This is a genomic window from Pseudomonas sp. WMBT8, assembly GCF_050916005.1.
GTDB lineage: Bacteria > Pseudomonadota > Gammaproteobacteria > Pseudomonadales > Pseudomonadaceae > Aquipseudomonas.
This window is the reverse complement of the sequence record NZ_CP188096.1, coordinates 330,453-342,869: the sequence shown is the minus strand read 5'-3', so window position 1 is coordinate 342,869 and position 12,417 is coordinate 330,453. Positions and strand designations below refer to the sequence as shown.

9 protein-coding genes and 1 tRNA gene are annotated in these 12,417 nt (G+C 52.9%); 7 read left to right on the top strand and 3 right to left on the bottom strand.

Features of this window, described 5'->3' with window-relative positions:
• Together bcsQ and ACO77H_RS01420 are read right to left on the bottom strand one after the other, a co-directional pair.
• Nucleotides 1-906 (bottom strand): cellulose biosynthesis protein BcsQ, encoded by a 906-nt coding sequence (gene bcsQ / locus ACO77H_RS01425; RefSeq protein ID WP_432754905.1) that lies wholly within the window; start codon nt 904-906, stop codon nt 1-3.
• Between the two features lie 140 nt (nt 907-1,046).
• Nucleotides 1,047-1,895, bottom strand: a complete 849-nt coding sequence (locus ACO77H_RS01420; protein WP_432754904.1) for an SDR family NAD(P)-dependent oxidoreductase — start codon at nt 1,893-1,895, stop codon at nt 1,047-1,049.
• Nucleotides 1,896-2,148: 253 nt separating this feature from the next.
• On the opposite strand from ACO77H_RS01420, the gene ACO77H_RS01415 reads away from it, so the two are divergent.
• From ACO77H_RS01415 to ACO77H_RS01390, 6 genes are all read left to right on the top strand, one after another.
• Nucleotides 2,149-2,224: transfer RNA gene (locus tag ACO77H_RS01415), tRNA-Thr, on the top strand.
• A gap of 164 nt (nt 2,225-2,388) precedes the next feature.
• Nucleotides 2,389-3,717: a tyrosine-type recombinase/integrase gene (locus tag ACO77H_RS01410; protein WP_432754903.1), complete on the top strand. Its 1,329-nt coding sequence runs from the start codon at nt 2,389-2,391 to the stop codon at nt 3,715-3,717.
• A gap of 904 nt (nt 3,718-4,621) precedes the next feature.
• Nucleotides 4,622-5,602, top strand: a complete 981-nt coding sequence (locus ACO77H_RS01405; protein ID WP_432754902.1) for an integrase domain-containing protein — start codon at nt 4,622-4,624, stop codon at nt 5,600-5,602.
• The gene (locus ACO77H_RS01400) at nt 5,599-5,874 is read left to right on the top strand and encodes a hypothetical protein (protein ID WP_432754901.1); all 276 of its coding nucleotides are present in this window, start codon (nt 5,599-5,601) and stop codon (nt 5,872-5,874) included. The genes ACO77H_RS01405 and ACO77H_RS01400 overlap by 4 nt, the downstream gene beginning before the upstream one ends.
• 434 nt (nt 5,875-6,308) lie before the next feature.
• Complete coding sequence (locus tag ACO77H_RS01395; protein WP_432754900.1) at nt 6,309-9,452, top strand: metallophosphoesterase; 3,144 nt, start codon at nt 6,309-6,311, stop codon at nt 9,450-9,452.
• A 1-nt stretch (nt 9,453) separates the two neighbouring features.
• Nucleotides 9,454-9,945, top strand: coding sequence for a hypothetical protein (locus tag ACO77H_RS01390; protein WP_198865481.1), 492 nt, complete (start codon nt 9,454-9,456; stop codon nt 9,943-9,945).
• 580 nt (nt 9,946-10,525) lie between these two features.
• On the opposite strand, the gene ACO77H_RS01385 is transcribed toward ACO77H_RS01390, so the two are convergent.
• Nucleotides 10,526-11,062, bottom strand: a complete 537-nt coding sequence (locus ACO77H_RS01385) for a dihydrofolate reductase family protein (protein WP_432754899.1) — start codon at nt 11,060-11,062, stop codon at nt 10,526-10,528.
• Between the two features lie 93 nt (nt 11,063-11,155).
• Here ACO77H_RS01385 and ACO77H_RS01380 point away from each other — a divergent pair, with 93 nt between their 5' ends.
• The gene (locus ACO77H_RS01380) at nt 11,156-12,151 is read left to right on the top strand and encodes a hypothetical protein (RefSeq protein ID WP_432754898.1); all 996 of its coding nucleotides are present in this window, start codon (nt 11,156-11,158) and stop codon (nt 12,149-12,151) included.
• Nucleotides 12,152-12,417: the final 266 nt, after the last annotated feature.

Genomic DNA, 12,417 nt, shown 5'->3' with positions numbered 1-12,417 from the left:
TCAGGGCACGTTTGGCGGGCTATCCAGCAACTGGCACAGCCCATGGATATCGTCACAGGCCAGGCTCACCGCCTCGTTATCCAGGGGGTCCTCGCCAAAGGCCAGCGCCTCGCTGATCTGCGGGTCGCGATGGATCACCTCCAGGCCATCCTCCCCGAGGCGCTGCTTGAATACGTCCAGCATATCCAGGCTGAAGGCACTGCCCTCATCCAACTGGTTGACGAACACATGGCAACGCGGCGCCGACGGCCGCGCAAGGTACGGCGCCAGCAACCGCTGCATCTGCTCCAGCGCACCCAGTGACGCCGCGTCTGCCAGGGCAACCACCACCACCCTGTCGGCAACGTGCAATGCCTGGTGCAGGTAGACGTTATTGCCGGCGGGGGTGTCGATGATGACCGTGGCCTGCTCACTCAAGCCCAGGCGCGACAAGTGCTGCGCCAGCCACTGCGGGTCCTGCTTGAGCCAGCGTTGCAGGTCTTCCTGCTGTTGCAGGTCGGTCTCGCCAAAGACCACTACCCGACAGCCACAAAAGCCGGGTTGGGCGATCGGCCCCCAGGGTTGCTTGCACAGGCTGGCACGCCCGATTCCCGGGGTGTCGTGGGGCAGGCCAAAGTGCAGGTGCAGGGCGTTTTGTGGGTCCAGTTCCAGCACCGTCACTGCGCGCCCCAGGCGTTGCAGGCCACTGCCCAATGCCGTCGCCAGGGTGCTGCGCCCTACGCCGCCATTGCCCGACACCAACGCCACAACCTGCGCGCGACAGGCCGGCATGGCGGTTGGTTGGGGTTGCTCAATGGAGGAAGGCGCAGCGTCGATGGGGGTATCTTCGAAGAACTGCAGCGTCGACGTCATCGGGTGATCATGACTGGCAAGATTCTTGGCAAAACGTTCGTCGGCATGGCTCACAGACCACCCTCCTTTGTCACGGCACCTCTTTTAGGACATGGGTGCACTTGTTGTTCAAGCAGTGTGTGACAGGAGTAGGTGAGTGTCATTATTTTGGTGTTTTTTAGCGCGGCAATTTCGACGAGCGGTTAAAAGTCAATTTAATGACAGCCCTTTATCCGCTCCCACTGCTGCGCAACCTGCTCGGCACTGGAGGCCCCGACCCGCGCCAGGTCAACGGGATAATCCACCCCCGGATTCTCGACAAACCGCGTCGCGGTAAATTGACCATTGCTGGCGCGCAGAATATAGCCGGTGTCCTGGCAGCGCTCCGACGCCAGAAACACCACCCCCGGAGCTACCCACTCCGGCTTGAGATTGCCCGGTTCACCTTCAACGCCCCACATGCGCGTCTTGGCCACCGGCGACACCGCATTCACCAGAATCCCGGCGTTTGCGCCTTCCATACTCAACGCATTCATGATGCCCAACTGCGCCATCTTCCCCGCCGCATAGGCCACCAGCCCGGGCTGGGCATATTGCTGGTACATCGCCCGATCAGACGACGTCAGCACCACCCGCGCGGCAGTGGATAGCTTGAGGTATTGCCAGGCATGTTTGCATAGCCAGATGGGCGCATAGACATTGATATCCAGCGCACGCCCGATAAACGCCGCCTCCGCCTCCTCAATGGATTGATAACCCACCCAGCCGGCGTTATGAATCAGGATGTCGAGCTGCCCAAACGCCGCGATGGCCGTCTCGACCAACTGCCGACAGCCTTGCTCGCTGGACAAATCCCCCTGATGAGCAACCGCGCTCAAACCCTCGGCCTCAAGGCGGCGTGCCGCGTCCAGGGCGATGGAGGCATCGCTTCCCGAACCGAGGTTATCGGCGCCGATATCACTGATCACCACATTGGCCCCGCGCTGGGCCAGCGCTTGTGCGTAGACAAAACCCAAACCACGGCCAGCGCCGGTGATAACGGCGGTTTTTCCTGCGAAGTTCATTGGCTTTTCCTCATTGAGTGCCCCCTCAACTTAGCAATGAACAACGGCGTTGTTTAATACTGATCAAGGGGCGGTTTGATACCTTCTGCGTATCAAGCCTCAGGCCCCCCCAAGGCCTCGGCACCGGCACGCATCACCCCTTGCCAAAGCGCTGGAGCACGCGACCGGCAGCGGAAAAACCACGTTCTGAAAAATAGTCAGAATTCAGGGGTTTACAGAACCTTTCCAATCGCTATAATCGTCGCCCTAACACGCCGGTATAGCTCAGTTGGTAGAGCAACTGACTTGTAATCAGTAGGTCCCGGGTTCGACTCCTGGTGCCGGCACCACATTAGGCTCCACTGCATTCCACCGAATGCTCTGGAAGCCCCGAAAACCCGCCCTTTGGCGGGTTTTTTCGTTCCAGAACCCTCCGTCGGGATCCAACAAAATCCCCCTTCCCCGAGGGTATGTTAGGGGTATTGCGATTTCCCGGTCAGGAGCGCGTACCCCTATGCCACGTCTAGCGATCCCTCTCAGCGACCTGCAATGCCGCACGGCCAAAACCCGCGAGCGCGCCTACAAACTGTTCGACGGTGGCGGCATGTACCTTTTCGTCAAACCCAATGGCGTGAAGACCTGGCGCTTGAAGTACACCAAGCCCAACGGCAAGGAAGGTACGCTCATCATCGGCAATTACCCCATAGTTACCCTTTCCGTCGCACGACGTAAGCGAGACGAAGCCAAGGCGTTGCTGCTCGACAATCTCGACCCAATGGAAGAAAAGAAGAAGGCCAAGATCGTAGCCCAGCGGGCGGCACTGCTTTTCGAAACCGTCGCCCTAGAATGGCACGCTGATATGTCCCGCCGCTGGACCGAAGGACACGCGAAAACCGTGATGAGCCGACTGCGTACCCACGTCTTCCCGCTGATCGGCCAACGACCCATCGCTGAACTCGATACCCATGACCTGCTAGAGATCACCCAGCGCATCAAGGAACGCGGCACCATGGATGTGGCGTTACGGGTACAGAACTACTTATCCACCATCATGCGCGGGGCCAAAAGGGCTCGGCAGATCACCATGAATCCTGCACTGGATTTGGCAGGCTCGCTTCACGCGCCGCGCACAGTCCATCGCCCCGCCCTATCCCTCAACCGCCTACCCGAACTGCTACACCGTATCGACAACTACAACGGCCGCGAACTGACGCGCCTTGCCGTGCTGCTGACTCTGCACGTGTTCGTCCGCTCCAGCGAGTTGCGCTTCGCTCGATGGAGTGAGTTCGACCTCCAACGCGCCATGTGGGAAATCCCCGATACACGCGCACCGATTGAAGGGGTACGCAACTCCACACGCGGGACCAAGATGAACGGCGACATTCAAATGGTTCCGCTATCGCCGCAGGTCATCGAAATACTGGAGCGCCTGCGCAGCCTGAGTCGCTTTTCAGAGTTGGTGCTACCGGGCGACCACAAGTACTGGAAGCCCATGTCCGAGAACACGGTGAACACCATGCTCCGCAACGTCGGCTATGACACCAGCAAGGACGTGTGCGGCCACGGCTTCAGGACCATGGCCTGCAGCGCCCTGCTTGAGTCCGGACTATGGACCGACGCAGCCATCGAAAGACAAATGAGCCACAAGGAACGCAACCGTGTGCGCGCCGCGTATATCCACAAAGCTGAATTTCTGGAGCAGCGCCGGCTGATCATGGCGTGGTGGAGCAACTACATTGATGCCAATCGTAGCGGCCATGTAACGCCTCACGAATTCGCTCACCCAGTCGGCAACAACATCACCGCCCTACAAAATAGCCGTGGCGCATCCAAACGTGGGTAAGCCTGTGAGATCACCGTTGTCCGCCCTTCCACTCGGGTCCATCCAAGCGGGGCTGCAAAGCCGCCCTGCTTGGATGGACCTCATTTAAAAAATCTAAAGCCCACGCAACTGTCTGTGGAAAACCACTGATTTCCACCGGTGGATAGTTTCATCCACAGCCGTAGAACGCCCGAAAATTCGGGCCTTGACCCAAATTATCCACAGGCGTAGAAAAGATCGGGCAAAGCGCTGTCTTTGACAGCAACCCAGGTAGCCAGAACCTTTAAGGCTACGCCACACCGTGGTGGTTCTCCCAAAGTGCGATTAGCGTCCGGCGGCTCGCACGGTCACAGCGATGTGATGGATGCCTACTTTTACCAGTGTGCCCACTGCGGCAACTTATCCCCTTTCATAGCTGCCCTGCAGCAACCTATCCACTTGGCCATTCCCGTGCGCCAACCTGCGCCCGTCTCTTTCTCCCGGAAAGAGACGGGCGCTCCTACCGCTGCTGCAGCCCAACTCGTACAAGGCTTTGCGGCATTCCCCCTCGTGACAATCGGTGTGACAAACACCGAAGTCACCCGCAACAGCGATGCAGATGATGGTGCCGCAGCCCAAGGAATGGGTTGTACCTGACTGACAGTCAGGCATGCCCCGGTCATCTCATCACTGCCTTCACCCGACTCAGGATCTCGCGGCGTTGGTTTCGTCAGCCGATGCAGCCCCACCCGCCCACTTCCTCGGAAGTGTTCAGGAGGCCAGATCATGAGATGCCCAAGCTCCCGGCCGTAAAGAGCCGCCAGTCCCGCGTTAGTGGACAACCCTCACAGGTCGCAGGGGCCTTGATCCCTGATAACACTCAACATTCTTGGCGGGATGACGTGGGGAAGGTTTTAAAAGTTTTGGCTTCGAGAGGAGTTCGATCATGGCATTGGTCGGTAGACGGGATGGGCGCAATTTTGGCTATGGCCGGCAACTGAGTTATGCCGGGCCACAGGCGCTACGTGATCTGTTTGGCGGCGGGCATTACGGGACGGTCAAAGCACACAGTGATCGTTGGCTGGTGTTTGTACGCTGGTGTCGGTCGGAGGATGGCCCGGGAATTAATGACGCACGGCAGATTGATCGGCAGACCTTGCTGGATTACGCGGAGCATCTGCGTCACCTGGTTGAGCGCAGCGATCTCGCCATCGCCACTGCGCAAAACCGATTGTCCAGCGTCAATCGGACCCTGGCAGCGCTTCGCGGTGATCAGTATGTGAAAGTACCGAGTCCGAGCAAGGCGCTAGGAATGCGGCGCACCAGTGTTCGTCGTTCGGTGCCGCAAGGCCAAGACCGCGAACATGTGAAGAGGGTCGTAGAGGTGCTTTGCGCACACCAGCAGCCGCGTGCCGCGGCCATCGCTCAATTAGCGCGAGCCACCGGCATGCGCTTACGCGAGGCCATTTTGGCCGACCTTCCGCGCTTAAAACGTGAGGCCGAACAATACGGCAAGATCAACATCCAGGATGGCACCAAGGGGGGCCGCTCAGGTGCCTCGGCACCTCGCTGGATCAGGGCGGATGATCATATTCGCGAGGCGCTGAGATTCGCCGAACAGGTCTCACCCGACGGTAGCCGCAACCTACTTGCACCGAACGAAACCTACCTCGATTTCCAACGGGGAATCGTCCGTCCTGCACGGGACATCCTCCATCAGTACAACATCAAAGGCTTCCACGAATTGCGGGCAGCCTATGCGTGCGAACGCTATGAGCAAATCACCCACCATCCCGCCCCCATCAACGGTGGCCATTGCTATCAACTCGACCGACGTCTCGATCAGGAAGCCCGAGTACAAATCAGCTATGAGCTGGGGCACAACCGTATCGTCGTGGTGGCCGCTTACATTGGTGGTCGAGCATGAGCACGGCATTCGATATGGATCTGTTCCTGGCGGGCGTCCTGACCGGGTCGCATACCACGCGGCAACGCCACCTGCATCAGGCGAAGGCTATCCAAACAGCAATCGCTGAGCGCTGGCAACGCGACAATCCATGGACTTGGCAGAGAAAACACCTTGCGTGGTTTTTGAATCACCACATAAACCAGCACACAGAATCGACGCGCTATTACTATTTGCTGACCATGCAATTACTCACTCATCGCTTAGGAAAACCCTGGCAGTTCAACCTCTAAACGAAGGTCAGAAAACGGCCGATTCTGTTGAAAAAGTCGGTTTCCCCAAACTGTTCGAATATTGATGGGTAAAAACACCTTTTTTTGCACGCTGCTACGTGAAATCCGAGTCACGCAGCCTCTGCTGAAGGTAAGGATTTCAATCTCAGACGCGTACTTTTCAGCCATGGGAACCAAGCCGGACTTTTTCAACACAATCGGCCAAAAGCAGACCTTGACCTGTCAAAGAAGCTTAGGAGCTATAAATGAATAGGGGAGGTATTTGCAGAAAAGTCACGTCAGAGTAAGGACGTCCTGGCCTCGTCCGATAGTAGCTCAGCTTAGGGGCACTTGCACCGACCAATGGTGCAGGCATCCGCAAACAATGCTCTGGACTGGATAAAATTCAAAATGGATAATGGGGGCAATTAGCCACCACTAAATCATGATGGATTATGAAAAAAATAATACATGTTTCAGATATACACGCTAGTACCACTCCGCTTAAAGGGCAGTCCAGACAATTTCTTGAGAGGTTGAAGGACGCATTTTTGGCGGACATACAGTCACTTGAGGGGGCTGATTCCATCATTTTCTCCGGAGATCTGACCTACTCAGGAAAGATGGAAGAGTTCGAACTCTGCCAGAAAGAAATAATCGTTCCTATTCGTGATGCCCTCAGGCTAGATAATAAAGATATTCTTTTGGTACCAGGGAACCATGACACGGATTGGAGTGGTTTCAGTTTCTCTACGAAACTAGCAATAAAAAGCCTTCGTAAAGAGCATGACTCTGGAGGTATAGCCGAGCTCCAGGCTGAGTTGCTTTCTGGTGAAAAAAAACCTTATGCAGGATGGTTGGACTTTACTAGTAAGTTCTACGAAGGATCTCAGAGTGTGGTGGAGATAAAAGATTTTTATCAGACTTACAAACATGGAAATGTTGGTATTGCATGCCTTAATACCGGTTGGTCCGCGATTGGAGAGGGTGATAGAGAGAACCTCTTTATCGGGGAGCGGCAGCTAGATGCTGCAATGAAGAGTATCAGTGGCTTCAAGGAAAAGGTCATCATCATGCATCACCCTATGGAGTGGCTACATCCAGAGGAGCGCAGGTTGTTGTCTGCGAAAATAACCAACTTTAAGGTTTCAACCATTTTCTACGGACACATGCATGAATTTAATATTCTTCGGGAATCTTCATTTTCTGAAGACTTTGTGATGAAAATGCAGGCTGGTAGGTTTGATCTGTCAGGAACAGAGAAAAGCGGTTACTCAATCATCAGTGCAAATCATACTAACAATCTTAAGTCAGGAAGAATTCTATTTCGGCGATATGACGAGGCTGCTAAGAAGTTTGCGCCATGGGTAGATAGGTGTCCTCAAGGGCAAATGGATTACGAAGCAGCTCTATCGGGTGGCTTTAATAGAGAAGCGTTTGCTGAGGATTGTAGTAAAGTATTGGATCGCTTTGACTACGATCTGATGTGCAACACTGGTGTGGCAGAGGCTGAACGTAAACGACTTTCTGAGATATTCATTTGCCCTGCTATTAAGGTGGAGGGGTATGAAATCGAAGAGGACGGCGAGGAGCAGTATATTGGCTTTGAGGAATTGACGAAGTCGCGAGATAACTTTCTTCTCGTCGGTGGTGAGAACTCCGGAAAAAGCACCATATTGAAAAGCTTGCTCATGAATAAGCTCAGGAGCCAAGCGCAGGCGCAGTTAGATGAAATTGCATTCTATTTTGATTGCAAAGGAAAGAAGCTGCCGTCCAAGAATAGAATCAAGGCAGTTTTAACTGAAATTTACGATTCTCTCCCCGGTTCGGCTTTATACATTGACACTCTAAACAATAAAACCACAACCGAAAATGCACTTCTGATTTTTGACGGGGTGGAAGGGCTTTCTCAACGCTGCATTGACGAACTGATTGACTTCCTGAAAGAATACAAGGCTCCTAGGTTCATTATATCCTGTAAGCACGCTACAGCTCATGAAATTGCAACAAAGCTGCGCACGGAAGTGGCTAGGAAGTTTTTTGAGGTAAACATCGGCGGGATGAAGCGAAGCCATCTCAAGGGATTGGTCGGGAGGTGGCTTTCAAGTTCTACCAAACAGAACTCTGTTGCAAGAGAAATCTTGAAAGCTGTTGATAACGCAGGGATGCCGAATAATTTATTTGTGTATTCTATGCTGCTTTCGATTTATGAGCGAAAGCAAGGCCATTTCTCTACCTATCTGCATGAGGCAGATCTTGTTGAGAATTTTATCGAAGTAATTATGCATAAGCACTGTATTACTGTTGAGCGGGCACCACAATATAAGGATCTATTGCGTCTGCTTGGTAGCATTGCTCATGAAATGGTCTGTAGAAATACATTCGCCCTCAAGGTGTCTGAAGTGGATGCCCTTATCGTCCAGTTCAATGGTGACATTGCTCAGGACTTTCAGGTCGCCTCCTACCTCAATCCTATATTGGCAAGCGGCGTGATTGAACTTTCTGAAGGTAGATACCGATTCAGTCAGGCCTGTTTCTTTGATTACGTCTACGCCAGATATCTCAGCAATAGAAGTACTTCGTACACAGAGCTGCATAACTCGATTAACTTCCTGCGTTTCAATAAAGTTATTGAGTATATATCTGCTATTTCGAAAGAAGATACAGCTTTACTTGAGTTTTGTCAGAAGCTCACTGCTGACGCATGGGAAATCTGTGTTGCGTCAGAAAAAATCTCCGATCTGAAGTCCGCTGCGCAGGAGCTTCAAGAGGCTGCGCAGTCAGATATTCTCGATGAGCTGAAGGTGGAGTCCATCGATAAAGCTCTTGCCCAAGAGCCTCCTAAAGAGCACGAAATCGATGATCGGATGGATAGTGAAAATCCTTTGAGGGAGTGTCCTCAGAATGGCGAGTCCCGTGCTACTTGGGACGACCTCCATGGCGCAACGTTATTTCAATCTTCACTGTCTCTCTATGCCCGAGTATTCAGGGCGGCAGAGCACGTGACAGATCGCTCGATAGCAGATCAGCACTTTTCTAGTGCCTTGGATTTCTATCAAAAGACTATTGCATTGAATACTAGACGGTTTCAAGAGAAGCTGCGGCCTATCGTGTTGGAAAAGCTTGCGAGGCATTCTAAATACCAAGAGCTACCCCAAGAGCACAGAAAGAAGGCGACCGAAAGATTTGATGCTTTCCTCAACTTTCTTATCGCAGCGTTCCCTAATTTTGCTGTGTCAATGATGACTGCTGATCTAGTCAATTCCAGACAGATAAGTCGACTCAGGGAGAAGCGCGCTGATTCAGTCGACAACCTGGAAAAGATCATCATAACGTATGCCCTTTGCGAAATTGATGGAGTTGACACGCTTGGCGAAATTAAGTCCCTCAAGCCGAGTAAGAGCTATGAGTATTCTACGGTTATCATGAAAATTTTGGAACTCTCTCACATGGACTTCACTCTTAGTCAAGAGGTTCGTGAAGAGTTGATTGAACATGCCAAATCGCTGATGAAGAATAAGCTAGCTAGGAAGCTGGTTAATGATCTTTCTGAGATATCGACCAAAATAACTGGAGAGTTGCTGGGGCTAGAGTCGTAATATGAATATTGATTTGAATGTCGTAGCAACTGGCCTAGCAGCTCCTTGTGCGGTTTTAATTGTAAAAACGCTTCTGGACTTCAGTCTATCTCACTATTTCGTTAAGTATTTGCACTGGATTCCTGTGAGGGGCTTTTTTCGGGATCGTCCCCCTGCATTATCAGGTAGATGGCAGCAAGTTTGGGAGGCTCCGGATAGTCCCAGCTTCAAAGAGATTAAGGATCGTCACAGCTATACAGATATCAAGCAGTTCGGAAAGTATCTTTATGCGGAGTTTGACGCTAAAGGCAAAACTTACTGTATGTTTGGCATGATCAAGAACTCTTACATCTCCGGAGAATGGTACGATAAAAGCGATCGGCTTGCTTATTTTGGAGCCTTGCAGTTAAAAATCGTCGATACGGGAAATTTGACAGGCCTGTACATAGGCCATTCCTCCCGGACGAGTCGTGTGGGGTGCGGAGATTGGAATTGGAACCGTTGCTCTCCTTGAGAGCGGCTTCCTATAGGTCTTCTTTTCAAATATTTCGTTACTCTTTTCTCTGCTGCAGCACTCTAAGGTTCTCAAGCAATCGTGAGCGTCCGCTATTGGTCGTCGTCCGCTGCCTGTCGCCACGGCAGCTTTTGGCGGACTCCTACCTATTCTCGCCGGAGGGGATGATCAACAACGTTCGAATTCGGGAGGTTTACCATTCCGTATGCGGCTCTGAATTACTTGTAGACTGACGTCGTGCTGACATCTAAAAAATCCCGAGTTCGATTCCACCGAGTGCCATAACTAGCTGATTTAATTATAGTTACTAGTTGGGGTACGCCGAATTTTCCAGCGAACTCCAGACGCCCGAAAAACCTAGCCGCAGAAACATACCGTTCGTCTGGCGCCCATACAAAACGAAGCCCTCGCAGAAATGCGAGGGCTTTGTTGTTTCTGAAGTAGTGATTGCTCAGTTATCCCTGCACACCACTGCCTCCTACATAGCCAGCTCACTGCGTGCTCCGCGCACTTCGCCTTTCAGACCCTCTTCTCAGAGCTGAAAATCTTCTCGCTCTGGCTTGGACATATACGCGGGCAGTCATGCGGCCAGCAGATAAGTGGACTGTACCAACCCAGAAGGAAAGCAGCGGCTGGATACTAGTTTCAATTCAACGTCCTGCTGAAGGGCCCCGAACAATGGTCTTCCCGACCCGATCAGCACAGGAACAGTGGTAATCACCATGTCAGCGATTAATCCATCGCACAGGAATGATTGCACCACCTGCCCGCCATCGACATAAACCCGACGCACGCCTTGCCTCTTCAAGTCCTCCATCAGTTCCATGGGTGCAAGGTTGGAGAAACGTACCTTGCCCTTCAACGCCTCGGGCACTGGCGAATCCGCCAGCCGTTCAGACAGCACCACCACGGGTCGTTCATAGAACCAAGTGTCGAAGGTCAGCACCTTCTCATAGCTTCCCCGCCCCATCACAATCACATCCTTGTCAGCGATGAAGTCTGAATAGCCATGGTCCTCAGTTGGATCGTCGCGCTGCAAAAGCCAGTCAATGTCACCATCGGGCCTGGCGATGAAGCCATCCAGACTGGTGGCTATGAAAACATGGGCAGTGGTCATCAGGACTACCTTATGGTGTATGTCGATGCATGATCATAATCCGAATAAACGTTTTCCTTCGCTCTCGCAAGGAAATGAACAGGACGGTGTTGCATGTTTGATAATTTGCAGAAAGAGCTTCGCCGACTAGCTGCGACTCAGCAGGTGTCTGTGCCCATTGAAAGTGATGCGGAGGGTTACATCGACAAGGAATGTCCCGCTGAGGCGTGCCTGTTCCAATTCAAGATCTACGGTGATGATTGGACAAATATCGTGCGGGACGATGAGGTTTTTTGCCCATCCTGCCGGCACGCTGCTCCAGCCAAATCATGGTTCACAACCGCACAGATCGAATCGGCAAAGGAGTACGCTTTGGGCACTGTGATCAACGGTCTAAACGGCGCAATGCGAGCAGACGCCCAAGCCTCTAAACGACGACAAAAACCGGGCGCTTTCCTCAGCATTACTTTAGACGTCAAAGGCGGAAAGGATGCTGTTCTTTTGCCGATAGCCGCAGCGGAACCGATGCGCCTACGTACAAGGTGCGACGATTGCGCGTGCAGATATTCCTACGTTGGCGCGGCCTACTTCTGTCCGAGTTGCGGGAAAAACTCGGCGAGCCACACCTTTCTGCAAACGTTAGCGACTATCCGAACGTCGGCTGCACTAGGTGGAACGCTACGCGGAGTGCTCGAGCCCGACGAGGCCGAGGTGATGACACGAACTCTTCTAGAGAAGGCCATTTTAGATACAGTTACTTCTTTCCAGCGGCTTGCTGAGCAGCTATATGAAGCTCGAACCGGCAAAGAGCCGCGGCGTAATGCCTTCCAGAATCTCGATGCAGGCTCTGCATTGTGGGAAACAGAACTCGGAGTTTCATACGCTCAGCTACTGGAGGCCTCTGCTATGACACAACTGCGTGTCTACTATCAGCAACGCCATCTTCTGGCGCACCAGCAGGGTATCGTTGATAACGACTATGTTACACGTAGTGGCGATACAACCTACGAGGTCGGACAACGGCTACTCATCAAAGAAAGTGCTGCGCTTAATTTTGCAGACCTGGTAGACCGGCTTGGAACCGCGCTAATGGCCCGTTGCTCGCCCTGAGTTTAGTGTGGCCCCGCCGACTCCCTACCAACGGTCGTGAGTTGTTAAGCGCTCTAGTTTCGTAGACATCTTTGATGTGTCCTCCTCTGGCCGTCTGCTGCCTGTCGCCACGGCAGCTTTTGGCGGAGTCCTGCCTATTCTCTACGGATGGGATGATCGACAACGTTCAAATTCAGGGGGGGGGGGTTACCATTCGTATGCGGCTCTGAATTACTTGCAGACCGACAACGTGCTGACATCTAAAAAATCTCGAGTTCGATTCCACC

Excerpts from the sequence above, each read along its gene's own strand:
- ACO77H_RS01385 (WP_432754899.1), bottom strand. The coding sequence starts at position 11,062 with ATGACCACTGCCCATGTTTTCATAGCCACCAGTCTGGATGGCTTCATC.
- ACO77H_RS01380 (WP_432754898.1), top strand. The coding sequence starts at position 11,156 with ATGTTTGATAATTTGCAGAAAGAGCTTCGCCGACTAGCTGCGACTCAG.
- ACO77H_RS01390 (WP_198865481.1), top strand. The coding sequence starts at position 9,454 with ATGAATATTGATTTGAATGTCGTAGCAACTGGCCTAGCAGCTCCTTGT.
- ACO77H_RS01400 (WP_432754901.1), top strand. The coding sequence starts at position 5,599 with ATGAGCACGGCATTCGATATGGATCTGTTCCTGGCGGGCGTCCTGACC.
- ACO77H_RS01405 (WP_432754902.1), top strand. The coding sequence starts at position 4,622 with ATGGCATTGGTCGGTAGACGGGATGGGCGCAATTTTGGCTATGGCCGG.
- ACO77H_RS01395 (WP_432754900.1), top strand. The coding sequence starts at position 6,309 with ATGAAAAAAATAATACATGTTTCAGATATACACGCTAGTACCACTCCG.
- ACO77H_RS01420 (WP_432754904.1), bottom strand. The coding sequence starts at position 1,895 with ATGAACTTCGCAGGAAAAACCGCCGTTATCACCGGCGCTGGCCGTGGT.
- ACO77H_RS01410 (WP_432754903.1), top strand. The coding sequence starts at position 2,389 with ATGCCACGTCTAGCGATCCCTCTCAGCGACCTGCAATGCCGCACGGCC.